Genomic DNA, 26280 nt, shown 5'->3' on the forward strand with positions numbered 1-26280 from the left:
CGGGGTGACGGGGGAGGCGAGATGAGGACGGGGTGACGGGGGGAGGCAGGATGACGGACGACGTGATCAGAGTGGCGCTCGTCGACGACCAGGCGCTGATGCGCGCGGGCTTCAGGGCCCTGCTGGACGCCGAGGACGGCATCGAGGTGGTCGGTGAGGCGGCGGACGGCGAGCGGGGCCTGGAGCTGATCCGCGCGCAGGTCCCCGACATCGCGCTGATCGACGTACAGATGCCGGTGATGACGGGCATAGAGGCGACGCGCAGGATCGCCGCGGACCCGGCCCTGGCATCGGTCCGCGTGGTCATCCTGACGAACTACGGCCACGACGAGTACGTCTTCGAGGCCCTGAGGGCCGGCGCCAGCGGCTTCCTCCTGAAGGACACCGAACCGGCCGACCTGCTCCAGGCGATCGAGGTGGTGGCACGCGGCGAGGCGCTGCTGTCCCCGTCGGTCACCCGCACCCTGATCGGAGAGTTCGTCTCCCGCCCACCCGACCGGGCCACCGCCCCCGGCCTGGAGTGCCTGACGCGCCGCGAACGCGAGGTGACGGCGCTGGCGGCGCGGGGGCTGACGAACGAGGAGATCGCCGAGCACATGGTGATCAGCCCGTTCACGGCGAAGACTCACATCAGCAGGGCGATGACGAAGCTGGGGGCGCGGGATCGGGCGCAGTTGGTGGTGTTCGCCTATGAGTCGGGGCTGGTGGTGGCGCGGGGAGCGGATCACCGGTTGGAGTGACTGGTGCGCCAGATCGCCCAGGGGCCGTGACGGATTGCCGTAGACCGGGGACGGTGGTCATGCTGCAGGCACGATGTCCGATGGAGAATCGATGAGCCCTCAACCGCACACCTATGCCGTGGCTGACGCCGAAACAGCACTCAAGTATGCGATCCAGCACATCAAGGGTGACCGGGTGCAGATCGTCGAGGGGTTCATCGAACAGGTTGTGCCGTCTTGGGATCATGAGGGTGTCGCGGACGAGATCCGTGAGCAGCTGGGACCAACGCTGCGCAGACTGGAGTGCCGCGCGGGCTCCGGCGATCTGGACTTGCCGGGGACGGCCAACTGGTACGTGCCGGATTTGGCAGTTGTCCCGAAGGAACTCACCAAGGGCACGGGCGCCCTGGTGCCCGACCAGACGCTGCTGATCGTCGAGGTCACCTCGGAAAGCAACGGAGATACGGACCGGATCGTCAAACGGAAGCGCTACGCCGAGTACGGTGCACCGCTCTACCTCCTCGTCGATCGCCAGGAGCGGTCCTGCACGCTCTACTCCGCTCCCGGTCGGCTCGGATACACGAAGGTGGAGGGCCCGCTGCCGTTCGGAACGCCTGTGTCCCTGCCCGACCCGTTCGGCCTGGAGCTCGACACAACGGAGTTCTGACATCCGTCGGTCTGTTCACCGACGGGGGCCCACCATCGAGTGCGAGCGGGCGTCTGCTCACCGCGGGGAGTCGGCGGTCGTAGCCACGTTGGCTCACCGCTCCCGGCCGGCCACGGCGGCTGCGTACGATCATCGGACCGCCGCCGTGCCGTGAGGAGTCCGCCCGTGTTCACCACCCGACCCACCCTCCAAGGCACCTTCGGCATGGTGTCCTCCACCCACTGGCTCGCCTCCCAGTCGGCGATGGCCGTGCTGGAGGGCGGCGGCAACGCGTACGACGCGGCCGTGGCGGGGGCGTTCGTGCTGCATGTCGTCGAGCCGCATCTCAACGGGCCCGCCGGCGAGGTGCCGATCCTGCTCGCACCCGCGGGCGGTGAGGTGCGGGTGCTGTGCGGGCAGGGCGTCGCGCCGGCCGGGGCGACGGTCGCGCACTACCGGGGACTCGGGCTGGAGCTCGTGCCGGGGACCGGGCCGCTCGCCGCCGCCGTGCCCGGGGCGTTCGACGCCTGGATGCTGCTGCTGCGGGACTACGGGACCAGGACGCTCGCCGAGGTGCTCGAGTACGCCATCGGGTACGCCGAACACGGGCACGCGCCCGTGGAGCGCGTCGGGGAGACCGTCGAAACCGTACGGGAGCTGTTCGAGACGGAGTGGACCTCGTCGGCCGAGGTGTATCTGCCGGGCGGGAAGGCACCCCGGCCCGGGGAGCTGCTGCGCAATCCCGCCCTCGCCGCCACCTGGAAGCGGCTGCTCGACGAGGTCGCCGGGGCCGGGGACCGGGTCGCGCAGATCGAGGCCGCACGGGAGGTGTGGCGCACCGGATTCATCGCCGAGGCCCTCGTACGGCAGGCCCAGCGGCCCACCCTGGACACCAGCGGCGAGCGGCACTCCGGCACGCTCACGGCCGCCGACCTCGCCGGCTGGTCCGCGACCTACGAGACGCCGGCGACGTACGACTTCAACGGCTGGACCGTGTGCAAGGCCGGCCCCTGGAGCCAGGGCCCGGTCCTCCTCCAGCAGCTCGCGCTGCTCCCGCCCGAGCTGCCGCGGTACGGGTCCGCCGAGTACGTCCATCTGCTGATCGAGGGCTGCAAGCTGGCCATGGCCGACCGGGAGGCCTGGTACGGCGACGCGGCCGAGGTACCGCTCGCCGAGCTGCTGTCGGAGCGGTACAACGCGGGCCGGCGGGAGCTGGTCGGCGACAAGGCCTCCCATGAGCTGCGGCCCGGGAGCCCGGGCGGACTCGCACCGCGGCTGTGCGCGCACGCGCGCGTGGTGGCCTCCGACGAGCCCGGCTTCGACGTCCTGGGCGCCGGTGAGCCGACCGTCGCCAAGCGCCCGACGTCCCCGGTGCCCGGCGAGCCCGACGTCGCCGCCGACGGGGGCACCCGTGGCGACACCTGCCACCTCGACGTCGTCGACCGCTGGGGCAACATGATCGCGGCCACTCCCAGCGGCGGCTGGCTGCAGTCCAACCCCGTCGTGCCCGAACTGGGCTTCCCGCTCGGCACCCGGCTGCAGATGACCTGGCTGGAGGAGGGTTTGCCGAACTCGCTCGCCCCGGGGCGGCGGCCGCGTACGACGCTCACGCCCTCGATCGCCCTGCGCGACGGCGTGCCCGTCATGGCCTTCGGCACGCCCGGCGGGGATCAGCAGGACCAGTGGCAGCTGCACTTCTTCCTCGCCGTCGTCCTGCGGGAGCGGGTCCGCGGCGGCCTCGACCTCCAGGGCGCGATCGATGCCCCGAACTGGCACAACGACAGCTTCCCGGGCTCCTTCTACCCGCGCGGGATGCGGCCGGGGAGCGTCACCGTGGAGTCACGGATGGACGCCGAGGTGGTGGAGGAGCTGCGGCGGCGTGGTCATGACGTGACCGTCGGTGACGCCTGGTCGGAGGGACGGCTGTGCGCGGTCGCGAGGGATCCGGAGACCGGCGTTCTGTCGGCGGCGGCGAATCCGCGGGGGATGCAGGGGTACGCGGTCGGACGCTGAGAGCTGGTCGCCGCCCCTGGAGTGGGCCTCTGACCTGCCCGTACCCGCCCCACGTGTTCACGCCGATGCCATCCGGCGGCCACCGGACGGGCGGGGATTGTCAGTGGGGCGTGTTCTTATTGACACGTGATCGAAAACAACGAAACCATCGACGAGTTTCTCGCACAGCACTCCGCCGACGTGGAAGAAGCGGTCCGCAAGGCGGCCGCGGCCGAGATCATGCCGCGCTTCCGGCAGCTCGCCTCGCACGAGGTCGACCAGAAGAGCGGACCGCACGACCTGGTGACCGACGCCGACCGGCTCGCCGAGCAGTACCTCACCGAGAAGCTCGGCGCGCTCCTGCCCGGCTCGGTCGTGGTCGGCGAGGAGGCGGTGCACGCCAACCCGGCGTCGTACGAAGCGCTCCAGGGCGACGCCCCGGTCTGGATCGTCGACCCCGTCGACGGCACCCGCCAGTTCGTGCACGGGGACTCCGGCTTCTGCACGCTGGTCGCGCTCGCACAGCGCGGCGTCCTGCTCGCCTCCTGGACCTACGCCCCTGCCCGCGACCAGCTGGCCATGGCGATACGGGGCCAGGGCGCCTTCCTCGACGGAGAGCGGCTGTACTCCGGCGCGCCGGAACCCGGCCGCGACCTGGAAATCGCCACGTCCCACCCCGACTACACGACCGACGAGCAGAAGCAGGCCCTGCTCGGCCTGTGGACCGAGGGTGTGCGGCCCCGCGCCTGCGGTTCCGCCGGACTGGAGTATCTCGCCGTCGCCCGGGGCGAGTTGGATGCGACCGTGTTCAGCTGGGAGGCCGCATGGGATCACGCGGCCGGCCTGCTCCTGGTAGAGGAGGCGGGCGGTGCCCACCTGACCCGCGCGGGCGAGCCCTTCCGCATCACCGGCGGCAATGTCCTGCCGTTCACGACGGCCCGTGACGCGGCCACGGCTCGCCGGGTGCGGGAACTGCTGTCGGGCGCAGCCTGATCTGGGGGCGGCCCCCGCCGACGCGGAGGTCGACCACCTCGAACTCGGCGGGGGTACCCTCCGCGGGCCACTCGCACTCCGCCCGCAGCAGCACCAAGGCGTCCACGAAGCCGGCGGCGGGCAGACCGACGTCGACGAACACTCCCGTGAGACCGGGTCCCCAGGGCGAGACGGTGAACGTCCCGGTCAGGCGTGTCCCGACCGGCAGGGGACCGGTGTCGTGGCGGACGTCGCACTGGCGGAAGGACCGGGCCCGGCCCCACGCCACATCGAACTCCCGCGGGTCGACCGACCGGGCACCCGGCGGCTCCACGACCGGTTCCCGCACCGGCACCCCGTACACGGTCTCGTACAGCCGCACGCCCCACTCCCCGCACGCCTGCCGTGTCCGCGCCACCTCGACCGGTTCGGCGGCCACCACGGGCACGGAATCCGGCCCCCGGAAGGTGATCTGCCGCAACACCTGACCGGCTTCCCCCAGCTCGAACCAGCGCCACAGATCGTCCTCGGGCACAGGGAATCGGAAGCGGCGCGTCACCCGGCGGACTTTACCCGCGCCCCTGCGCTGTCAGTGGCCCGGCATATCCTGATCCTTCAAGGCCGTCGGCTGACGAAGGGGTCCGAGGTGCCGTCGATGCTCGATGCGGTCGTGGTGGGTGCGGGGCCGAACGGACTGACCGCTGCAGTGGAGCTGGCCCGGCGCGGCTTCTCCGTGGCCGTGTTCGAGGCGCGTGACACCGTCGGCGGGGGTGCCCGCACGGAAGAGCTGACCCTGCCCGGCTTCCGGCACGACCCGTGCTCCGCCGCGCACCCCCTGGGCATCAACTCGCCCGTCTTCCGGACCATGCCGCTCGACCGCTACGGCCTTCAGTGGCTGCACGCCGAGCTGCCCATGGCGCACCCCTTCACCGACGGCACCGCCGCCGTGCTGTCCCGTTCCGTCGCCGAGACCGCCGCCTCCTTCGGCCCGCGCGACGCGGGGACGTACCGCAGGCTGGTCGAGCCGTTCCTGACCAAGTGGGACACCCTGGCCCGCGACTTCATGTCCCTGCCCCTCACCGCCCTGCCACGCGACCCGGTCACCCTCGCCCGGTTCGGCCTCGTCGGGCTGCCGCCGTCCACCTGGCTGATGCGCCGCTTCCGCGACGAGCGGGCCAAGGCCCTGTTCTCCGGCCTCGTCGCCCACGTCATGGCGCCGCTGGGTGGCTTCGCCACCGGAGCCATCGGCCTGGTCTTCGCCCTCGCCGCCCACGCCCGAGGCTGGCCCGTGGCCCGCGGCGGCTCCCAGTCCATCTCCGACGCCCTCACCGCGTATCTCAAGGATCTCGGCGGCGCCGTCCACACCGACTACGAGATCAAGCGGCTCGACGACCTGCCGCCCGCGCGCGCGTACGTCTTCGACACCTCGCCGACCGCGCTGGCCCGCATCGCCGGGCTCGGCCGGTACTACGAGGGCTACCGCTACGGCGCCGCCGCCTTCAAGATCGACTACGCACTGGACGGCCCGGTGCCGTGGACCGCGCCGGAGGCCCGGCGGGCCGGCACCGTGCAGATCGGCGGGGACAGCGCGGAGATCGGCGCCGCGCTGCGCGCCGCGTCCCGGGAGGGCCGGGCGCCCGACAAGCCGTTCATGATCACGGTGCAGCCCAGCGTCGTCGACCCCACCCGGGCTCCCGACGGCAAGCACGCCTTCTGGGCGTACGGGCATGTGCCGAACGGCTGGACCGGAGACCTCACGGACGCCATCGAGCGCCAACTGGAGCGCTTCGCCCCGGGGTTCCGCGACCGCGTCCTCGCCCGCGCCACGGCCGGCCCGGCCGAACTCGCCGCCCGCAACGCCAACTACGTCGGCGGAGACATCGCCTCCGGCGCGGCATCCGGACTCCAACTCCTGCTGCGCCCCAAGCTGTCGCTCTTCCCCTACACCACCCCGCACCCGGCGGTCTTCATCTGCTCGTCGGCCACCCCGCCCGGACCGGGCGTGCACGGCATGTCGGGGCACAACGCGGCCAAGGCGGTGTGGCGGCGGCTGCGCCAGGAGCCGTGAGCGCCGGGAGCCGTGAGTACCGGGAGCCGTGAGGCTGCTCAAACGGTCCACGTTTACCGGTAGTTCGGGCCTCACGGTAAGAGAAATCTGTGTCTTCTTTGTCACTCCTCTTAACCGGGGGGTAGGCACCTGAATGGTCAACAGCCGCGAGTAAGGTGCGGCCATGAAAGATCGGAAAGCGGTTGTCCGCTTCGGATCCCGGTCTGCCGTGCGCCTCACCGACCTCGCCCTGCTCGTCAGAGCGCCGGCCGCGTTGAGTGTCCCCGGTGACGTGATGGCGGGAGCGGCCGCTGCTGGACGTCCGCTGGGCGCCCGTACCCTCGGAGTGATCGGTTCCTCCGTGTGCCTCTACTGGGCCGGCATGGCCCTCAACGACTACGCCGACGCGACGGTTGACTCCGTCGAGAGGCCGGAACGGCCTGTGCCCTCGGGGCGTGTTCCGCGCCGTGTGGCGCTTGCCGTGGCTGGGTCGCTGACCGTGGCGGGGATCGGTCTCGCCGCGGTCGCGGGGGGTCGGCGCAGTGTGGGCACCGCGCTTCCGTTGGCTGGGCTGGTCTGGGCGTACGACCTGAAGCTCAAGTCCACGCCGGTGGGTTCAGTCGCCATGGCGGGGGCCCGGGTTCTGGACGTGCTGGCCGGAGCGGTTGTGCCTGGGGTCGGTGCGGAGTCGGTCGGGGGTGCGCTGCGGCGTGCCGCGGTGCCTGCCGGGTTGGTCGGGGTGCATACCGGTACGTTGATGGCGCTCAGTCGGTATGAGATCGGCGGGGCGCCGGCGCGGGTTCCGGCTGCGACTCTTGCGGTGTCTGCGGCGACGGCGGTCGCGACGGCCGTTCCTGTCGCCCGAGCCGCCGCAGGAAGTGCCGCGAACGGTCGTCTGGCGTCTGCTGCGCCGTCGTGGCTGGTCGCGCAGTTCCCCGCGCCCCTTAGGGGCGTTGGCGGCACCGCTCCTTCGAAGAAGCTCGCCACCGCCATCACCGCGACCGCCCCGGTGAAGCTCGCCACCGCCATCACCGCGACCGCCCCGGTGAAGCTCGGCACCGCCCTCACCGCGACCGCCCCGGTGAAGCTCGGCACCGCCCTCACCGCGACCGCCCCGGTGAAGCTCGGCACCGGCCTCACCGCGACCGGCCCGGCGAAGTTCCGCACCGCCCTCACCGCCACCTCCCCGGTGAAGATCCGCACCGCTGTCACCGTCGTCGGTGCTCTCGCCTACCTCGGTACCTATGGGGCCGCTCAAGTCCGTGCCGTGCGGGAGCCGTCGGGGGAGAACGTGCGGCGGGCCGTAGGGGCCGGGATTCTTGGGCTGATGCCGCTGCAGGCGGCGTTGACGGCGCGTGGCGGGGCTGCGGGTGTTGCCGCGGCGCTCGGCGTCGTTCATCCCCTCGCGCGACGGCTGGCCCGGCGCATATCGCCCACCTGAGACCCACCACACCCTCCGTGTGAGGAACCGGCACCATGAGACCTCCCCCCACCGATCTCAAGTTCGGCTACGGCACCAACGGCTTCACCCAGCACCGGCTGACCGACGTCCTGGTCGTCCTCGCCGATCTCGGCTACGACGGTGTCGCCCTCACCCTCGACCACGGCCACCTCGACCCGTACGCCGACGACCTGCCCCGGCGCGTGACCGCCCTCGCCCGGCAACTGGCGCGGCACGGGCTGGACGTGACGGTGGAGACCGGCGCGCCGTACTTCCTCGACCCCTGGGGCAAGCACCTGCCCACGCTGATGTCGGACGGCTCCGAGCTCAGGGTCGACCTGCTGTGCCGCGCCCTGCGCATCGCGGCCGACCTCGGCTCGCCCACCGTTCATTTGTGCAGCGGCCCGGCGCCGGACGGGCTGCCGGAGCGGGACGTGTGGAAGCGGCTCGCGGCCGGGGTGGAGACCGTCCTGGAGACGGCGGAGAAGTACGGGGTGGCGCTGGCGTTCGAGCCGGAGCCGTACATGTTCGTCGACACGGTGGAGCGCTGCCTGCACCTCGCCCAACTGGTCGACGGGCACGAGCTGTTCGGAATCACCCTGGACATCGGCCATGCGCACTGCGTGGAGAAACGTTCCCTGCTCGACTGCGTGCGCCAGGCGGCGCCGCTCCTGCGCAACGTGCAGATCGAGGACATGCGGCGCGGCATACACCAGCACCTCGAATTCGGCGCCGGCGAGATCGACTTCCCGCCCGTACTGGCTGCCTTGCGTGACCTCGGGCACCGCGGTCTGGTCTCCGTCGAGATCCAGGGCGGCTCGCTCGACGCGCCCGACGTCGCCCGCCGCTCGATCGAGTTCCTGCGCGCGGCCGTACCGACCGCAGCGCGTCAGTAGACACCGCCCAGCCCTTCTTTCTGGCTCAACTCCTCCCACCTCTTCGGAAGTTGTTCCCCCATGGCTGTTACGACCGCCTCCCTCTCCACTCCGCCGGACCCCCAACCCGGCCTGATCGCCGCACTGGACGACACGGCCCGTACCTGGCTGGAGGGCAGTGTCGCCGAGGTCGCCGCCGAACCCGCCGCCGTGCGGCGTCTGTTCCCCGCTGTCCGAAGGCGCTGCGGACACGGGCGCCTCGACTCCTACTGGACCGTCGACGAAGCCGCCCGGGCCGTCCTGCTCACTGCACTGCCCCTGCGCGGCCAGGCCCTCGCCGACGAGGTCACCCGCCTCCACCGCCACGGCGACCCTGCGGAACAACGCGCCGTCCTGCGCGCCCTGCCGCTGCTCGACCTGGGCGACCTCGCCCTGGCCCTGGTACGGGAGACGCTGCGCGGCAACGACACCACCCTGATCGAGGCCGCCCTCGGCCCGTACGCCGCCGCGCACCTCCCGGACGCCGAGTACCGCCAGGCCGTACTGAAGTGCGTCTTCTACGAGATCCCGCTGGACCGCGTCACCGGCCTCGGCACCCGAGCAGACCGCGAACTGGCCCGTATGCTCGCCGACTTCGCCCATGAGCGGATCGTCGCGGGACGGGACGTACCCGAAGACATCCTGCCCGTCGTCCGCGCCTTCCCGGACGTCGTCGGCGGCCGAGCAGAACTTCAGCACGCACTCAAGGAAGAGGGCTGACCGTGCGCATCTTCGACCCCCACATCCATATGACCTCCCGGACGACCGACGACTACGAGGCGATGTACGCCGCCGGGGTGCGTGCCGTCGTCGAGCCCGCCTTCTGGCTGGGCCAGCCCCGCACCTCGCCCGAGAGCTTCTACGACTACTTCGACGGGCTGCTGGGCTGGGAGCCGTACCGCGCCGCCCAGTTCGGCATCCAGCACTTCTGCACGATCGCGCTCAACCCGAAGGAGGCCAACGACCCCCGCTGCCTCCCGGTCCTCGACGAACTGGACCGCTATCTCGCCAAGGACCGGGTCGTCGCCGTCGGTGAGATCGGCTACGACTCGATGACCCCGGAGGAGGACGAGGCGCTCGCCCGTCAGCTCCAGCTCGCCATCGAGCACGAACTGCCCGCCCTCGTACACACCCCGCACCGCGACAAGGCGGCCGGTACCCGCCGCACCCTGGACGTCGTCCGGGAGTCGGGCATCGCCCCCGAACTGGTCGTCCTCGACCACCTCAACGAGCTCACCGTCGGCATGGTCCTCGACAGCGGCTGCTGGGCCGGGTTCTCGATCTACCCGAAGACCAAGATGAGCGAGGACCGGATGGTCGAAATCCTCAAGGAGCACGGGACCGGGCGGGTGCTGGTCAACTCGGCCGCGGACTGGGGTCGTTCCGATCCGCTGAAGACCCGGAAGACCGCCGATGCCATGCTCGCCGCCGGGTTCGACGACGACGCCGTCGACGAGGTGCTGTGGCGCAACCCGGTCGCCTTCTACGGCCAGAGCGGGCGGCTGGAGCTGGAGGAGCCCAAGCCCGACGAGGAGGCCACCTTCCGCGGCAACTCGATACGTCGCGGGGGAGCGTGAGCATCCCATGCGCTTTCTGCACCCGGACGGCACCACCGTCCACCTCGGATACTGCAGCAACGTCCACCAGGCGGAGGACCTCCAGGGCGTGATCGCCCAGCTCGCCGCCTACGCCGAGCCTGTGCGCGAACGGCTCGGGACCGACCGGCTCGGCATCGGGCTGTGGCTGGCGCACCCTGTCGTCACCGAACTCGCCGACGACGAGGGCGCGTTGACGCGTCTGAAGGCCGAACTGCGGGTGCGCGGCCTGGAGACCGTCACCCTCAACGCCTTCCCCTACGCCGGATTCCACCGTGAGGTCGTCAAGAAGGACGTGTACGAGCCCGACTGGGCCGACGAGGCCCGGCTGAAGTACACCCTGGACTGCGCCCGTGTCCTCGCAGCCCTCCTCCCGGACGACGTCGACCACGGGAGCGTCTCCACGCTGCCGCTCGCGTGGCGCACCCCGTGGACGCCCGCCTGCGCCGAGGAGGCCCGGCACGCCCTGGAGCGGCTGACCACCGGGCTCGCCGCGCTGGAGGCGTGGACGGGTCGCCGTATCCGCGTCGGCTTCGAACCGGAACCCGGGTGCGTCGTCGAGACCACCACGCAGGCGGTACGGGAACTGGGCGGACTGGACCCCGACCGGCTCGGCATCTGCCTCGACGCCTGCCATCTCGCCGTCCAGTTCGAGCAGCCGGGCGAGGCGCTGCGCCGGCTCGCGGAAGCCGGGATGCCCGTGGTCAAGCTCCAGGCGTCCTGCGCCGTGGAGGCCGCGAACCCGGCCGACCCCGCCGCCCGCGCGGCCCTGCACCGGCTCGCCGAACCCCGGTTCCTGCACCAGACCCGGACGACGAGCGACGGTGACGTCCTCGGCGTGGACGACCTCCCGGACGCCCTCGACGGCGAGCTTCCCGCCGACGGCGGCCCCTGGCGCGTCCACTTCCACGCCCCGCTGCACACCGAGCCCGAACCCCCGCTGCGTACCACCGCCGGCCAGCTCGACCAGGTCCTCGCCGGACTGCTGGGCGGGGCCGCGGCCCACTGCGACCACATCGAGGTCGAGACCTACACCTGGTCCGTCCTCCCCGAACCGCCCACCGACCTGCCCGGCGGTATCGCCGCCGAACTCGCCTGGGCCCGCGACCGGTTGACCGGCCTCGGCCTCAAGGAGGACCCGTCATGACGACCGACGAAGTGACCGACGAAGTGACCGACCCAGTGACCGACCCGGTGAACCGCGTCGTCGTCCTCGACATAGTCGGCCTCACCCCGAACCTCCTGAAGCACATGCCGGCCGTCGCCGCCCTCGGCGAACGCGGCTTCCAGGCCCGCCTCGACACCGTGCTCCCCGCCGTCACCTGCACCGTCCAGTCCACCCTCCTCACCGGCGAACCCCCGTCCACGCACGGCGCGGTGGCGAACGGCTGGTACTTCCGCGACCTCGGCGAAGTCATGCTGTGGCGCCAGCACAACGCGCTCGTCGGCGGCGAAAAGATCTGGGAGACGGCCCGGAAGACCAACCCCGACTACAAGGTCGCCAACATCTGCTGGTGGTACGCGATGGGTGCCGACGTCGATTGGACGGTCACCCCGCGCCCCGTCTACTACTCCGACGGCCGCAAAGAACCCGACTGCTACACCTGGCCGCCGTCCCTGCACGACGAACTCATCGACCGGCTGGGCCCGTTCCCCCTCTTCACCTACTGGGGCCCGAACGCGGGCATGCCCTCCACCCAGTGGATCCTGGCCGCCTCCCGGCAGATCTTCGACGAACACCGTCCCGACCTCACACTCGTCTACATCCCGCAGATGGACTACGAGCCCCAGCGCTCCGGCCCGGACTCGCCGGAAACCATCCGCGCAGCCCGCCAACTCGACGACGCCCTGCGCCCGTTGATCGACCACTTCCTGAGCGAGGGCGCCACCGTCGTCGCGCTCAGCGAGTACGGCATCACACCCGTCTCCCGCCCGGTCGACATCAACCGCGCCCTGCGTCGGGCAGGGCTGCTGGAGGTCTACACGCAGGACGGCATGGAGTACCTCGACCCGTGGACGTCACGCGCCTTCGCGGTCGCCGACCACCAGGTCGCCCACGTGTACGTCCGCGACCCGGCCGACGTCGACACGGTCGCCAAGCTCGTCGCCGAACTCGACGGCGTGGAGCAGGTGCTGGACGCCGACGGCAAGGCCGCCCACGGCCTGGACCACGAGCGCTCCGGCGAACTCGTCGCACTCGCCGACCCGGACGCCTGGTTCACGTACTACTACTGGCTGGACGACGAGCGCGCCCCCGACTTCGCCCGCCAGGTCGAGATCCACCGCAAGCCCGGCTACGACCCCGCCGAGCTCCTCTACGACGAGACCGTCCCCGCGGTGAAGCTGCGCGCCGTCGGCCAGGTCGCCCGCAAGAAGCTCGGCTTCCGTTACCGCCTCAAGACCGTCCCCCTCGACCCCTCCGGCGTCCGCGGCAGCCACGGCCGCCTGCCCGCCGACCCCGACCACGGCCCCGTACTGCTGTGTTCGCAGCCCTCGCCGGAGTCGGCACCGGCGAAGGAGGCGTACGCGGCCACGGAGGTCAAGTCCCTGCTGCTGGACCTCGCGGGCCTGCACGAGACGCCCGACGCAATGGAAGGCACGAAGAAGTGACGACCCACCCGCCGCTGCCCACGATCCGCCCCCTGCTCGACCCGGCCCCCGAATACGCCAAGTGGCAGTCCGAGGAGCCGATCCGCCGGGTGACGATCTGGGGCGACAACAGCCCCTGGCTGATCACCGGTCACGAGGACGCCCGCACGGTCCTGGCCGACCCCCGCTTCAGCGCGGACGCCAACCACCCGGACTTCCCCCACACCCGCCCCGGAGCGCCGCCCCAAGCCCCCGGCCTCTTCCACCAGATGGACCCGCCGGACCACACCCGGCTGCGCCGCATGCTGATCCCCGACTTCACCTTCCGGCGCGTCGAGCAGATGGAGGGCGCCGTCCAGCGGATCTGCGACGACCTGCTGGACGCGATGACGGACGGCGACGCGACACAGGCGGACCTGGTCGCCTCGTACGCACTGCCCCTGCCCACCCTCGCCATCTGCGAACTGCTCGGCGTCCCCTACGAGGACCACGGCTTCTTCCGCGCGAAGTCCAACGCCCTCACCAGCGTCGCCGGCGACCCGGCCGAGGCGATGTCGGCCCGCATAGCGCTCTACGGCTATCTGCGCGCCCTGATCGAGCGCCGTACGCACGACCCCGCCGACGACCTCGTCTCCCGCCTGGCCACGGAGCGCGTCGCGACCGGCGAGGCCACGCTCGACGAGGCCACCGGCATGGTCTCCCTGCTCCTCCTGGCGGGCCACGAGACGACGGCGAACATGTTCCCGCTGGCCGTGATCGCCCTGCTGCGGAACCCGGCCCAACTGGAGGCCCTGCGGGCCGACGACTCCCTGTGGCCGGGGGCGGTGGAGGAACTCCTGCGCCATCTGACCGTCATCCACTCCGGCATACGGCGGATCGCCACGGAGGACGTCGACCTGTCCGGAGTCCGCATCCGCGCGGGAGACGGCGTGGTGGTGGCGTTGCAGGCCGCCAACCGCGACCCGTCCGTGTACGCCGACCCCGACACCCTCGACGTCCGCCGCGACGCCGGCGGCCACCTCGCCTTCGGGCACGGACTGCACCAGTGCCTCGGACAGTCACTCGCCCGCACCGAACTCCGCCTGGGCCTGTCCACCCTGTTCCGCAGGCTCCCGTCCCTGCGGATGACGGCCCCGCCGGAGTCGCTGGCCCTCTCCACGAGCACGGTCCACGGGGTGCGCTCGCTACCTGTCGGCTGGTAAAGAACCGGCCACCGGTGGTCAGGGCTGCTATAGAGGCAGTCATGACCACCATCAGGCTCGTTCAGGGCGACATCACGCGAGAGAGCGTCGACGCGATCGTCAACGCCGCGAACTCCTCCCTCCTCGGTGGGGGAGGAGTCGACGGCGCGATCCACCGCCGCGGCGGCCCCGCGATCCTCGACGAGTGCCGCAAGCTGCGCGCTTCCCAGTACGGCAAGGGCCTGCCCACGGGGCAGGCGGTCGCGACGACGGCGGGGGATCTGGACGCGCGGTATGTGATCCACACGGTGGGCCCGGTCTGGTCGTCCACCGAGGACCGCTCGCAGCTGCTGGCCTCCTGCTACCGGGAGTCGCTGCGGGTGGCCGACGAACTGGGCGCCAGGACGGTCGCGTTCCCGGCGATCTCCACCGGCGTCTACGGCTGGCCGATCGACGACGGTGCCCGGATCGCGGTGGAGACGGTGCGGGCAGCGCACACGGCGGTCGAGGAGGTCCGGTTCGTGCTCTTCGACGAGCGGGCGTACGAGGCGTTCGCCGGGCACGTGCGCTGATCGCGGAGCGGCCGGATAATTGGCTCCGAAGGCGTCTGGAGAGTGCGGCACGCAGGGTGAGGTGTCTCGGCAGGCCGCGTAGCGCCAGGTGGGAGCGACATTGATCCGCGTGCTTCTGATCGGGAAAGCCCGCCTCATGAGGGGAGCGGTCGCCGCCCTCCTGTCTCGCGAAGAGGACATCGAAGTCGTCGCCGAAGTCGAAGGCAACGGGCAGGTGATCGCGCGGGCACTGATGTGCCGCCCCGACGTGCTGGTGATCGACGTCGACTCCAAGGAGGGCGAGGAACTCGCCGCGCACCGTGAGCTGAGGGTGCGGCTGCCGGACTGCCGGATGCTGCTGCTGATGGCCTCGACGACACCCGAGCGGCTCCGCCGCATCCTCGACCTGCACGCTGCCGGGGTCATCAGCACCAACGCGCCGGCGGACCGCTTGGTCCACGGCGTCCGCAAGCTGGTCAGGGGGCAGCGGTTCATCGACCCCGAGTTCGCACTGGTCGCGCTCGACGCCGGAGAGAACCCGCTGACCCCGCGGGACGTGGAAATCCTGAGAATGACCGCCGACGGCACGCCCACCCGGGAGATCGCCGAGCGGTTGTCCCTGTCCGTGGCCACGGTCCGCAACCATTTGTCGGCGATCACCAGGAAGACGGGCGGACGTAATCGGATCGACGCGATCCGGATCGCCAGGGAGTCGGGCTGGGTGTGACCGTTCGGAGGCGAGCGGCGAGCGTTCAAAGCTGAGCGGTGAGCGTTCAACGGTGAGCGTTCAACGGTGAGCGGCGAGCGTTCAACGGTGAGCGGTGAGCCGCAGGAGGACACGGACCGCATCCCGTACCCGTCCCGCACGTGTCATCGCCCCGACCGTTGGCGCAGAGGCGTTCGCAGCGCCCCAGTGGCCGACCAGGTCACGGTAGAGAGCGGAGCCGGCGAGCAACTCCGCGTGGGTGCCGAGGGCGACCCGCGTACCGTCGATGACGAGGATCCGGTCGGCCCGCAGTGCCGAACTGATGCGGTGGGCGACGACGACCAGGGTGCCCGGGCGGCGGGTGAAGGCCTCCTCGGCGACCGCTTCGGCGACCGGATCGAGATGACAGGTGGCCTCGTCCAGCAGGGCCAGTCGTGGTGCCGGGAGCAGGGCGCGGGCCAGGGCGACGAGCTGGCGCTCCCCGGCCGAGAGGTCTCGCGGGTCCACCGGCGCGTCGTAGCCGCCCAGCCGCTCCACGAGCGGTGCCGCGCCCACGGCACGGACCGCCGCCTGCACGTCCGCCGGGGCGGCGCCCGGCGCCAGGTAGGTGAGGTTCTCCTCCAGGGTGCCGGCGAAGACGTACGCCTCCTGCGGGATCAGCACGCGGTGCCGGGCCAGGTCGTCGCCGCCACCCAGCGCGAGGACCGGCGCGTCGTCGAGGCGCACCTGCCCCGCCTGCGGTTCGAGCACCCCCGCGAGCAGCGCGGCCAGGGTGGACTTCCCGGCGCCGCTCGGTCCCACCACGGCGAGGTGCTCGCCCGGGCGCAGGACGAGATCCAGGTCGCGGATCACCGGCTCCGCGGACTGTGCGTAACCGAAGGTGAGACCGCGGGCCTCCACGCGTGCACCCCCGGGCCGTACCGGAGTACGCCCCGTCGCCGCGCCGGTCCCCGCCTCGGCGGCCTCGGGTGCCGTCGCCTCGGGTTCGTCGGGGTCCACCGCGATCTCGGCCATCCGGCCGACGGTGACCAGGAGCCACAGCCCGCTGCTGCCAAGCCCCTGGACAAAGCCCTGCAGGGCGGGCTGGAGGCCCTGCGACACATAGGTCACCGCCCCCAGGATCGCTCCCGTCGTCACCCCGCTCCGCACCAGCCAGGGCGCCGCGATCAGGATCAGCAGGAGGGGCACCCAGCCGCTGATGCCCAAAGCGGCGGTCCGTACCGCGGTGAGCCGCGCCAGCGACACGGTCGCCCGGGCCGCGGCGTCGACCTGCGCACCCGTCTCGGCGCGTACCCGGTCCTCGGCGCCGCAGGCCACCACGTCCCGCAGCCCGCCGGTCAGGGCGCTCGCGGACTCGGCGATGCGCTCGTCCGCCAGGATGACCTCCCGCTGCCGTGCGGCCATCGCCCGCAGCGCCGCGGCGAACAGGGCGAGGCCGATCAGGAGCGGCGGCACGACGAGGGCGAGCAGCACCGGGTCGAGGCCGGCCAGACCCAGCAGCACGCCCCCGGCGGTGACCAGGAAGCCCTGGACGAACAGCACGATCGCGCCGTAGGCGTCCCGGGCCCGCTCCACATGCTCGGTGAGCCGTGCCACGCCCGCGGTGTCGGCCGGCTCGCCCAGCCGGGCGGACCGGTGCAGCGTGCCCGTGGTCACGAGCGTGACCAGCTCGTCCCGGAACGGTTCGATGAGTGAGGCCAGCCCCAGCACGGCGTGCCGGGTGCCCCAGGCTCCGACGAGGAAGGCGCCCGCCAGCGCGCCCAGCCAGAGGAAGCCGATGCCGGGCCGGTCGGCCAGGAACCCGCGGTCGACGGCGCGGGCCACGATCCACCCGGAGAGAAAGGCGGGCGCGGCCTGCACCAGTGACCAGGCCACGAGTCGGCGGTATTCCCGACGCCGACGGCTGAGCGAGGAGCGCAGGATCTGCACGGACCGCCGCATCACCGTGCGCCCCCCACCATCTCGGCGGCGGCAAGGCTGAACGGCTGGAACGTGGCACGGTACTCGGGATCCGCCCACAGCGCCCGATGCGGTCCCCGCCCCCGGACCGCGCCGTCGGCCAGCCAGACCACGATGTCCGCCCGTGCCGCCATGGAGGCCCGGTGCGCCACGACGATCCGCGTGCGGGCGGCGAGCGCACTGGTCAGGACCTGGCTGATGTGGTGCTCGGTCACGGTGTCCAGGCTGGCGGCCACGTCGTCGAGCACGAGCACCCGCCCGGCCTGGACGAAAGCGCGGGCCAGCCCGACCCGCTGCGCCTCGCCGCCGGAGATCGGTGTGTCGGCTACGCGGCTCGCGTATCCGGCGGGCATGTGGCGGATGAACGCGTCGGCACGGGCCGCCCTGGCCTGCGCCACGAGTACTTCCGCGGAGGGGGTCCGCGGGCCGAACCCGATGGCGTCGGCGAAGGTCTCCCCGAGCAGCACCGGGCGTTCGAAGCCGTACGCCACCGCCTGCCTGAGCTCCTCGCGGCCGAGGCAGCGCAGCGGCACGCCGTCGAGCAGCACCTCACCCTCGTCCGGGTCGACGAGACGCCCCGCCAGCGCGGCCAGCAGCGACTTGCCGGCCCCGGAACGGCCCACGACGGCGACGAGGGCGCCGCCCGGGACGATCAGGCTGAGGTCCTGGAGCACGGGGCCGTCCGTCCCCTGGACGGTCACGTGCCGGAACTCCAGCCTTCCGGGGCCTTCGGCAAGGCGCTCCCGGCCGTACGCCATGGGTGGTTCGGCGATCACCTCGGCGATCCGCCCCGCTGTCGTACGGGCCTGGGCCAGCTGGCTGAGCGACGACAGCACGCCGCCGATGCCGGCCGCCATGACGACGTACTCGCTCGCCGCGAGCACGTCGCCGGGTGTGATCCGGCCCTGGGTGAGCCCCAGTCCGGCCACTGCCAGGACGGCGACCACCAGCAGGGGGACCACCAGTTCTCCGCGCGCCGAGATCCGTGCGATCGCGTCCCACGCGCTCAGTCCGTGCCGACGCAGCTCGGGAAGGGGCGCGAGGACACGGTGCGCCTCGCGGTCGACGGTCCGGGCCGCGGTGATCGTCCGGATTCCGCCCAGGGCGTCGACGAGCCGTGCGGCGATGGTGCCCTGCACGCGGAAGTAGCCCTCGTTGGCGTCGGAGATGTCGCGGAGGAAGGCGCGCACCAGGAGCACCACGATCGGCATCCCGGCCAGGAAGGTGAGACACAGCCAGTAGTCGATGAACGCCAGGGCGACGATCGCGCCGAGCGGTGGGACCAGGCCCATGACGATCCACACCAGGCTCGACGCGCTGTTCCCGGTCCGGGCGGCGTTGCCGACCAGACGGCTGACCAGGTCGCCCGGCGTGAACCTGCGGGTGGCCCGGGTGCCCAGCGCCAGCACGTGCCCCAGCAGTGTGTGCCGCAGCCAGGCGGTCGACCGGGCCTCGGCGATCTGCCCGACGAGATCGTCCACGGCGTCGACGGCCACCAGGACGAAGATCAGCACTCCGGTGAAAGCGAGCCAGCGCGCCGAGTCGCCCTCACTGAGGACGGCGTCAAGGGTGCGGCCCATGACGGCCGGCAGTGCGAGGCCGGCGCCGGTGAGCAGCAACGAGGTGACCACCGTGACGCCCACCCAGACACCGCCCCGCCGGGCTGACGCCAGCAGCAGGCGGTCCGCCGCGCCAAGGCTCATGGCACCTCCCGGTCGTCCCGGTTATGACGGGTGGAAGTCGTGCGGAATCGACGTCGTACGGGATCGAAGAGGACGGTTATGGCGGGGGCGCACAAGGCGCCCCCGCGCCGGACACCTACTTGCCGCTGCAGAGCGCGATGCTCAGGGTGCTCGCCCCTCCATTGCACAGCGCAACGCTGAGGTTGCTGTGCCTCTTCGGAGGCTTGCTGCCGTAGGCGACAGTCGGATCGATTGCCTGCAGTTCGAGGAGTGTCATGGTGGTTCACCTCCTCCCTGACCTCGTGGGGACGGGGGTGTGTGGCCGTGCGGCGCGGCGCGTCGCTCGCTGGGAGCGAGGAACGGCAGTCGCACGGGGCTGTCGTGCAGCGCGGAGCCCACGGCGAGCAGGACGCCCGCGCTGCCGGTGGCCAGGTCGGTGGAGAGGCGCATCAGCTGATCGCCGGGGAAGGCCAAGTGGCCCTGGTAGGTGAGCGCGTGTCGTGACAGGCGGCGTATGTGCTCGGCGACCACCGGGTCCCGCTGTGCGGCCGTGCCCGGAGGATACGGCCGGCTGAGACACAGGATCATCCCGGCCAGCCCCTGGAAGAGCCCCGACTGGATGAAGAACCGGGCCGTGGCCGCCTGGCGGATCGCGTCGGCGGCGGCCTCGTGGAACAAGGCGTCCTCGCGGTGGGCGACGTAGTCGTCGAGCACGAGGCCGATACCCGCGCTGCCGACCGCCAGATACGGCAGGGTCCGCCAGCCCTCGTCGACTTCCATGGCCCCGCCCTGACGGACGACGCAGTGGCGCAGGTCCTGACGGAGCGCCCGGTCGGCCAGGTCGAGGAACGCCGGGTCGCCGGTGTACTCGTGCAGCCGCAGGAACATCAGGGCGGGCCCGGTCGCGCCGCGCAGCAGTCCGGCGTACGGGCTCCCGCTGTCGTCGTCCGCCGATCCGAGCCGGTCGGCGACGATGCCCGCCACCGAGAAGGCCGCGTCACGCAGCGCGGGGTCACCGGTGGCCGCGGCGAAGTGCTGGAGGTTCAGGCCGATACCCGCCAGGCCTCCGTAGAGGTCGGGTCCCAGCTGCTGCCACTGCTCGCCCAGAGCCATGTCGAGGACCTTCATCGCCACGTCGCGGTGACCGAGGCGGTCGAGCACGTAGGCGATGCCGTGGAGGCCGTCGTAGAAGCCGAGGCGCATTCCGGGCTCGGGGTGCAGGGCATGCCGTACGAGCCATTCGTCGTGGTCCGGGTAGCGGCCGGCACCGACCGCGTCCAGCGCGTACAGCACGCCCGCCGCACCGTGCGCGAGGCCCAGGCCCCCGCCCGGTGTGGCGAACTGCTCGACATCACCCGGGAAGAGCCGGTCGTCACGGTCCGGTGTGGCGGATGCCAGGATGGCCGCGGTCATGGACTCGCGTGTGCGTATCCAGCCCCGGCGGTCCGGTTCCAGCCACACCTGCGTGCCGGAGGCTGTCCGTGTGCCGGCGCCTTCCCCGGCGATCACTCGCACCGCGTCGTCGAAGAATCCGCGGGGAACCGGGAAGGTCCGGGGGATCTCGTCGGCGAACTGCCGGGCCTTTCTCGCGTCGAGCGGGAACAGGCTGGTGAGCGGCAAGAACAGGAAGAAGCGCAGACAGGCCAGTGCGTAGCGGTCGATGTCGATACCGGTCCGGCCACTGGGGACCACGAAGCCGGGGGCGGCGAGGCGCTGGTCCCCCTGGTCGGACACGTCCGCCGCGCCCTCGAAGTCGATCAGCACCACCCGGCCGTCGGGGCGGACCAGCATGTTGTCGGCATGGAGATCGCCGACGATCATGCCCCTGCCGTGCACGGCGTCGACGGCGCGCTCGACCTTGTCCAGCATGTCGAGGGCCCACGACGTGTAGGCCGCGGTGTCCATGTCCTCGGCTTCAGGAAGGACCAGGGGACATCGCTCGACGAACAGGCTGTTGAGCGTCGGCCCGTCGACGAACTCCTCGACCAGGAAGTGATGTTCCCCCAGGACGAAGTGGTCGAGCAGAGCGGGCACGCAGTCGAGCCCGCGCAGTCGTTCGAGGGCTTCCCGCTCGCGGCGTTGCCTGGTGACCGCGTCCGCGCAGTCCAGGGTGAGCCCCGCGTACGGCCGGGCCTCCTTGAGCACGACCCGCTGCCCCGTCCGTGTGTCCTGACCGGTGTAGAGGCCACCCCCGTTGGAGAAGTGCAGGGCGCTCTCGATGCGGTAGGGCAGGTCGGCGACGGTCGTGCTGTTGCGTGCGGTGAGGTGGGGTTCGAGGAAGGCGGGCAGCGTCACCCAGTCCGGCACCCGGAACGCGGGTCCGCGCACATCGGGCACGAGCCGGCCGGACGCGTCCTCGATCGCCGGCACCAGCTCCCCGTCGGGGGACACACAGGTCCGGAGGGCGAACCCGCCGTACCTGACGTACAGCGGACCGGATCCCCAGCGCAGATCACTGAGGACGTACGGGCCTGGCCGGCCGGCCAGGACGGAGCCCAGCTCGTGGAGGACCGCCTCGAGCTGGGCCTCGTCCGCCGGATAGATCGTCACGAACTTGCCGCTGGCTTCACGGGGGGCGTACTTCGCGTTGGAGAGGAGGAGGTTGTCCTCGCTCGGAAGAAACTTGAAGGCGACCCGGCGGGGGACGCAGTAGTCCCACACGGCGGTGAGGGTGTTCCGCGCGTCGTCGAGGCACGCCGATACGTGGATCTTCCAGCCCTGTAGGGGGAGGTCCACACCCTTGGGAGTGAGAACCACCCAGCTGTCCAGATCCGACCGCACCCACCCGTCCGGAGCCGGACACAGGGCCAGCTCGAAGTCGTCACTGCCACCCTTCGCACGAGCAGGCGTGTCGTAGAAGTCCGGGTCCATGAGGCAGTAGGCCTCGTAGCGCACATCCACGGGGGTCACCACATTCTCTGCTCATGGGCTCGCGGGCCCGTGGACAGACAACTGCTCCGGTGGTCCGAGGACCGTTTTCGGAGCTCAGGGGGAACATTCACCCGGGATCACTAACGAGGATTGCAGACTCCGCCCGCAGTGGAACACCACCGTTCATCACGCCTGCGCGGTGAGACCGTCTCCTCGGGGCCGGGAGAAACGAGGGCCCACCCCGGCCGTTCGTATGCGGTGGGTTACCGTCTCGCGGTCGTTGGCTGTGCTCAAGGCCCAGCTTCTACCGTGGATGCATGCCGGTATCGCTGGATGTACTGCTGGTGGGCGCGGGGCCCACAGGGCTCGCGCTCGCCGCGCAACTGCGTGCCTACGGCATCACGTTCCGCCTCGTCGACCGCTCCCTCGACCGGGTGCGCGAGTCCCGGGCGCTCGGCATCCAGCCCCGCACCCTGGAGGCACTGGCGGGCTTCGGCGTGACCGAGCGGCTGGTGGCCCGCGGCAATCCGGCGATGCGGCTGCGCCTGCACCTGCCCCGGCGCACGGTGTCGGTACCGCTCTTCGACATCGGGCTCACGGACACTCCGTACCCCTTCCTGCTGTTCCTCTCGCAGGCCGAGACGGAGAGCGTCCTCGGGGAGCACCTGGCCACGCGGGGTGTGTCTGTCGAACGCGGCACGGAGCTGGTCCGGCTGGATCAGCAGGGTCCACATGCCCTCTGCCGGCTGCGCGGCCGCGACGGCGCGGAGGAAGACGTGGTGGCGCGCTACGTCGTCGGCTGCGACGGCGCCCACAGCACCGTGCGAGCCCAGGCGGGCATCGACTTCGAGGGCTACGCCTATCCGCAGACGTACCTGCTCGCCGACCTGGACGTCGACGGGCTGGAGCCGGGTGCCGTGCACACGTACATGACGGGGGCCGGCATGCTGATCTTCTTCCCGCTCGGCTCGCCGGCACCCTGGCGGATGCTCGCCATCCGGCCGTCCGACGCCCCGGCCGACGAGGTGACGCTGCCGCTCCTGCAGCAGATCGCCGACCGGTACGGGGCTCGGGGACTGGTGCTGCGGGATCCGGTCTGGATGACCGACTTCCGGCTCCACAACCGCGGTGCCGCCCGCTACCGCTCCGGCCCCTGCTTCCTGGCCGGCGACGCGGCCCACATCCACAGCCCGGCCGGGGCGCAGGGCATGAACACCGGCATCCAGGACGCCCTCAACCTGGGCTGGAAGATCGCCCTCGTGTGCCGGGGCGCCGCACCGGAGGAACTGCTGGAGACGTACGGCATCGAACGCGCCCCGGTCGGCCGCGAGGTACGGCGGTTCACCGACCGCGCGTTCGCCATCGGCGCCGGCCCCCACCCCGTCCTCCGCTTCGCCCGTGCCCGGCTCATCCCGCGCATCGCCCCGTTGGCGGTGCGTGCGACGGCGCCCCGCAGGCGGGTCTTCCGTACCGTCTCCGAACTCGCCATCCACTACCGCCACAGCCCGGCCTCCACCACCGGCGGACGGCCGCCCCGCCACGGCCCGCGAGCCGGTGACCGGCTGCCGGACCTGCCGCAGGGGCTCCAGGCCCAGGTCGCCGCCCCCGGCTGGCACCTGCTCCTCACCGGCCCGCCGCACCTCTGGCCGGACCAGCGGCTCGCCCCCGTCCTGGACGGCCGGGCCGACCTGATCACCGTGCACCGCCTCGACGACCGCGGCCCCTGGCCGGACGTCGCCCAGGCACTCGTACGGCCCGACGGCCACGTCGGTTACGTCGCACGCGGTGCCGACCTGGAGGGGCTGCGGGCCTATGCCGCCCGCTGGCTGCCGATCGACACCGCGTGACATACGTGAACGGCTCCCGGCGTTGATCCGTACCACTTTTCGTGCAGTCACATCGAGGAATCGACCGAGGAAGCATCGGCCGTATCGCGACGGCGGCCGGCAGTCTGGTTCTTCTCCTCCTGGCAACCGCGTGCGGCGGGAGCGGGAGTGAGGACGCGGGCACCGCCGCGAAGAGCAGCCCGACGAACGTCTCCGCCACCGTGGCCGGCGTCGTGGCACCGGCGAAGGTCGAGGTGATCGCCGACCTGACGGGCTGCAAGGTCAAGATCCGGACCGACGCGGACGAACTGCGCGAGGGCGTCTGCCACTCGAAGAAGGGCGACTACCTCATCACCACGTTCCCGCAGGAGAAGTACAAGCTGACCTGGCTGGACGCGGCTGCCGTCTACGGCGGCAAGTACCTCGTCGGCCCCCGTTGGGTGGTCAGCGCGAAACCGGCGTTGTTGGAGCGGCTCCGTCCTCAACTGGGCGGAAAGATCCAGCAGTTGCGGGGCGTGGGCCCGGCTCCCGCGCCGACCGGGTGACTCACTCGGCCTCGGCCGCGTCGCTGATGCCCAGCCGCAGATGCTCCACGTGGTACACGGCCTGGTCGAGCAGCTCGGCGACATGGTGGTCGTGCAGTGCGTACACGACCGACCGGCCGCGCCGTTCACCCACCACCAGGCCCAGATTGCGCAGCAGTCGCAGCTGGTGCGAGCAGGCGGACTGCTCCATGCCCACCTCGGCCGCCAACTCCGTGGCGGGCAGCGGACCTTCGCGCAGCCGCGCCAGGATCAGCAGGCGGGAGGGGGTGGAGAGGGCCTGGAGGGTGGTGGCCACCTTGGCTACGTTGGCCGCGTCCAGGCGTACGCGCTCGGTGGCGTCCTGCGCGGCGGTGACGGCTCCATGACCCATGCCGGGTATCTTACTCATCGTACATGAACACATGAATGTCTCTTCATGTGTCGCCGGGTTCGGCTCGCGTCATCCGGCTCGGGTGATCCGGCAGCTCCCAGCACAGCCGAGGTCGATGTCGGATTCTCGCCAGCCCCGGTGGCCCTCGGTGGTCGATGCTGGACGCATGCAGAAGGGGATGCACATCGACACGGAGCGCTGCGTGCGCGCCGTCCAGTCCAAGGACGCCCGCTTCGACGGCTGGTTCTTCACGGCGGTCGTGACGACCGGGATCTACTGCCGGCCCAGCTGCCCGGTGGTCCCGCCCAAGCCCGAGAACATGCGGTTCTTCCCGAGCGCGGCCGCCTGCCAGCAGGACGGGTTCCGGGCCTGCAAGCGCTGCCGCCCGGACACCAGCCCCGGCTCCCCGGAGTGGAACCAGCGCGCCGACCTCGTGGCCCGAGCGATGCGCCTGATCGCCGACGGGGTCGTGGACCGCGAGGGCGTGCCCGGCCTCGCCGCCCGGCTCGGCTACAGCACCCGGCAGATCGAACGCCAGCTCCTCGCCGAACTGGGCGCCGGCCCGCTCGCCCTGGCCCGGGCCCAGCGCGCCCAGGCGGCCCGCCTCCTCATCGAGACGACGCCCCTGCCCATGGCGGACATCGCCTTCGCGGCCGGCTTCGCCTCCATCCGCACCTTCAACGACACCGTGCGCGAGGTCTTCGCCCTCGCCCCGACCGACCTGCGCGCCCGCGCCCCCCGCAGCAAACCGGGGACCCCGGCGAACACAGCGGGCGCCCTGACCCTGCGCCTGCCGTTCCGCGCCCCCCTCAACCCCGACAACCTCTTCGGCCACCTCGCGGCGACCGCCGTCCCCGGCGTCGAGGAATGGCGGGACGGCGCGTACCGGCGCGCGCTCCGGCTGCCGTACGGCCACGGCATCGTGGCCCTGACCCCGCAGCCCGACCACATCGCCTGCCGCCTCACCCTCGGCGACCTGCGCGATCTGACCGTCGCGATCAGCCGGTGCCGCCGGATGCTCGACCTGGACGCCGATCCGGTCGCCATCGACGACCAGTTGCGTACGGATCCGCTGCTCGCCCCCCTGGTCGACAAGGCGCCCGGCCGCCGGGTCCCGCGCACGGTCGACGAGGCGGAGTTCGCCGTACGGGCCGTGCTCGGCCAGCAGGTCTCCACGGCGGCCGCCCGCACCCACGCGGCCCGTCTGGTCACCGCCCACGGCGAGCGGATCGACGACGCCGAGGGCGGCCTCACCCACCTCTTCCCGGCCCCTGAGGCGCTGGCCTCGCTGGACCCGGAGTCACTGGCGATGCCCCGCACGCGCCGTACGACGTTCACGACCCTGGTGCGTCAACTCGCCGACGGTGAGGTGCGCCTGGGCCCGGACAGCGACTGGCCCAAGACCCGGGCCCGGCTGCTGGAACTGCCCGGCTTCGGCCCCTGGACGGTCGACGTCATCGCGATGCGCGCCCTCGGCGACCCCGACGCCTTCCTCCCCACCGACCTCGGAATCCGCCGTGCCGCCCAGGAGTTGGGCCTCCCGTCGACTCCGGCGGCCCTCACGGCCCGGGCAGCCGCCTGGCGCCCCTGGCGGGCGTACGCCGTCCAGTACCTGTGGGCGACGGACAGCCACCCGATCAACTTCCTTCCCGTGTAAACCCGTACAACGACCCA

The 26280-nt window shown here is 71.8% G+C and carries 23 protein-coding genes; 17 read left to right on the forward strand and 6 right to left on the reverse strand.

What is annotated here, in order from left to right:
• The first annotated feature begins 50 nt into the window (after positions 1 to 50).
• From EHO50_RS29025 to EHO50_RS29040, 4 genes are all read left to right on the forward strand, one after another.
• A complete protein-coding gene (locus EHO50_RS29025) occupies positions 51 to 740 on the forward strand; it encodes a response regulator (RefSeq protein ID WP_128434174.1) in 690 nt (229 codons plus the stop codon).
• A gap of 91 nt (positions 741 to 831) precedes the next feature.
• On the forward strand, positions 832 to 1386 hold the full coding sequence (locus tag EHO50_RS29030; RefSeq protein ID WP_128434175.1) for a Uma2 family endonuclease: 555 nt from the start codon (positions 832 to 834) through the stop codon (positions 1384 to 1386).
• Between the two features lie 165 nt (positions 1387 to 1551).
• On the forward strand, positions 1552 to 3378 hold the full coding sequence (locus tag EHO50_RS29035; protein ID WP_128434176.1) for a gamma-glutamyltransferase family protein: 1827 nt from the start codon (positions 1552 to 1554) through the stop codon (positions 3376 to 3378).
• A 126-nt stretch (positions 3379 to 3504) separates the two neighbouring features.
• On the forward strand, positions 3505 to 4350 hold the full coding sequence (locus EHO50_RS29040) for an inositol monophosphatase family protein (RefSeq protein ID WP_128434177.1): 846 nt from the start codon (positions 3505 to 3507) through the stop codon (positions 4348 to 4350).
• Here EHO50_RS29040 and EHO50_RS29045 read toward each other — a convergent pair.
• The gene (locus EHO50_RS29045; RefSeq protein WP_128434178.1) at positions 4286 to 4888 is read right to left on the reverse strand and encodes a hypothetical protein; all 603 of its coding nucleotides are present in this window, start codon (positions 4886 to 4888) and stop codon (positions 4286 to 4288) included. The two genes, EHO50_RS29040 and EHO50_RS29045, sit on opposite strands and share 65 nt — an antisense overlap.
• A 96-nt stretch (positions 4889 to 4984) precedes the next feature.
• On the opposite strand from EHO50_RS29045, the gene EHO50_RS29050 reads away from it, so the two are divergent.
• The 10 genes from EHO50_RS29050 to EHO50_RS29095 all read left to right on the forward strand — a co-directional run bounded on the left by EHO50_RS29050 (position 4985) and on the right by EHO50_RS29095 (position 15374).
• The gene (locus EHO50_RS29050) at positions 4985 to 6397 is read left to right on the forward strand and encodes a phytoene desaturase family protein (protein ID WP_128434179.1); all 1413 of its coding nucleotides are present in this window, start codon (positions 4985 to 4987) and stop codon (positions 6395 to 6397) included.
• 163 nt (positions 6398 to 6560) lie between these two features.
• The gene (locus EHO50_RS29055; protein WP_128434180.1) at positions 6561 to 7817 is read left to right on the forward strand and encodes a UbiA family prenyltransferase; all 1257 of its coding nucleotides are present in this window, start codon (positions 6561 to 6563) and stop codon (positions 7815 to 7817) included.
• 35 nt (positions 7818 to 7852) lie between these two features.
• A complete protein-coding gene (locus EHO50_RS29060; protein WP_128434181.1) occupies positions 7853 to 8713 on the forward strand; it encodes a sugar phosphate isomerase/epimerase family protein in 861 nt (286 codons plus the stop codon).
• Between the two features lie 60 nt (positions 8714 to 8773).
• Positions 8774 to 9451, forward strand: coding sequence for an EboA domain-containing protein (locus tag EHO50_RS29065; protein WP_181449712.1), 678 nt, complete (start codon positions 8774 to 8776; stop codon positions 9449 to 9451).
• A gap of 2 nt (positions 9452 to 9453) precedes the next feature.
• Positions 9454 to 10308, forward strand: coding sequence for a TatD family hydrolase (locus EHO50_RS29070; protein ID WP_128434182.1), 855 nt, complete (start codon positions 9454 to 9456; stop codon positions 10306 to 10308).
• 7 nt (positions 10309 to 10315) lie between these two features.
• Entirely contained in the window at positions 10316 to 11473 is a 1158-nt protein-coding gene (gene eboE / locus EHO50_RS29075; RefSeq protein ID WP_128434183.1) for a metabolite traffic protein EboE, read from the forward strand.
• Positions 11470 to 12936, forward strand: a complete 1467-nt coding sequence (locus EHO50_RS29080) for an alkaline phosphatase family protein (protein ID WP_128434184.1) — start codon at positions 11470 to 11472, stop codon at positions 12934 to 12936. The genes eboE and EHO50_RS29080 overlap by 4 nt, the downstream gene beginning before the upstream one ends.
• Positions 12933 to 14117 carry a cytochrome P450 gene (locus EHO50_RS29085; protein WP_128434185.1) on the forward strand — a complete coding sequence of 395 codons (1185 nt, stop codon included), beginning with the start codon at positions 12933 to 12935 and terminating at the stop codon, positions 14115 to 14117. The genes EHO50_RS29080 and EHO50_RS29085 overlap by 4 nt, the downstream gene beginning before the upstream one ends.
• A gap of 41 nt (positions 14118 to 14158) precedes the next feature.
• The gene (locus EHO50_RS29090) at positions 14159 to 14668 is read left to right on the forward strand and encodes an O-acetyl-ADP-ribose deacetylase (RefSeq protein ID WP_128434186.1); all 510 of its coding nucleotides are present in this window, start codon (positions 14159 to 14161) and stop codon (positions 14666 to 14668) included.
• Positions 14669 to 14777: 109 nt separating this feature from the next.
• A complete protein-coding gene (locus EHO50_RS29095; protein WP_246101531.1) occupies positions 14778 to 15374 on the forward strand; it encodes a response regulator transcription factor in 597 nt (198 codons plus the stop codon).
• 81 nt (positions 15375 to 15455) lie between these two features.
• Here the strand turns inward: EHO50_RS29095 and EHO50_RS29100 are convergent, their stop codons facing one another.
• The 4 genes from EHO50_RS29100 to lanKC form a co-directional block, all read right to left on the reverse strand.
• Positions 15456 to 17294, reverse strand: a complete 1839-nt coding sequence (locus EHO50_RS29100) for an ATP-binding cassette domain-containing protein (protein ID WP_246101533.1) — start codon at positions 17292 to 17294, stop codon at positions 15456 to 15458.
• A complete protein-coding gene (locus EHO50_RS29105; protein ID WP_128434189.1) occupies positions 17294 to 19015 on the reverse strand; it encodes an ABC transporter ATP-binding protein in 1722 nt (573 codons plus the stop codon). The genes EHO50_RS29100 and EHO50_RS29105 overlap by 1 nt, the downstream gene beginning before the upstream one ends.
• Before the next feature lie 115 nt (positions 19016 to 19130).
• The gene (locus tag EHO50_RS46120; RefSeq protein WP_128434190.1) at positions 19131 to 19271 is read right to left on the reverse strand and encodes a SapB/AmfS family lanthipeptide; all 141 of its coding nucleotides are present in this window, start codon (positions 19269 to 19271) and stop codon (positions 19131 to 19133) included.
• Positions 19268 to 21895 carry a class III lanthionine synthetase LanKC gene (lanKC, locus tag EHO50_RS29115; RefSeq protein WP_128434411.1) on the reverse strand — a complete coding sequence of 876 codons (2628 nt, stop codon included), beginning with the start codon at positions 21893 to 21895 and terminating at the stop codon, positions 19268 to 19270. Before lanKC ends, EHO50_RS46120 begins: the two co-directional genes overlap by 4 nt.
• A 287-nt stretch (positions 21896 to 22182) precedes the next feature.
• Here lanKC and EHO50_RS29120 point away from each other — a divergent pair, with 287 nt between their 5' ends.
• Positions 22183 to 23712, forward strand: coding sequence for an FAD-dependent monooxygenase (locus EHO50_RS29120; protein ID WP_128434191.1), 1530 nt, complete (start codon positions 22183 to 22185; stop codon positions 23710 to 23712).
• Positions 23713 to 23753: 41 nt separating this feature from the next.
• Complete coding sequence (locus EHO50_RS29125; protein ID WP_246101535.1) at positions 23754 to 24236, forward strand: hypothetical protein; 483 nt, start codon at positions 23754 to 23756, stop codon at positions 24234 to 24236.
• Between the two features lies 1 nt (position 24237).
• On the opposite strand, the gene EHO50_RS29130 is transcribed toward EHO50_RS29125, so the two are convergent.
• Positions 24238 to 24606, reverse strand: a complete 369-nt coding sequence (locus EHO50_RS29130; RefSeq protein ID WP_128434192.1) for an ArsR/SmtB family transcription factor — start codon at positions 24604 to 24606, stop codon at positions 24238 to 24240.
• 178 nt (positions 24607 to 24784) lie between these two features.
• On the opposite strand from EHO50_RS29130, the gene EHO50_RS29135 reads away from it, so the two are divergent.
• Positions 24785 to 26263 (forward strand): AlkA N-terminal domain-containing protein, encoded by a 1479-nt coding sequence (locus tag EHO50_RS29135; protein ID WP_128434413.1) that lies wholly within the window; start codon positions 24785 to 24787, stop codon positions 26261 to 26263.
• Positions 26264 to 26280 lie beyond the last annotated feature (17 nt).

This window comes from Streptomyces cyaneus, assembly GCF_004028635.1.
Lineage (GTDB): Bacteria > Actinomycetota > Actinomycetes > Streptomycetales > Streptomycetaceae > Streptomyces > Streptomyces cyaneus.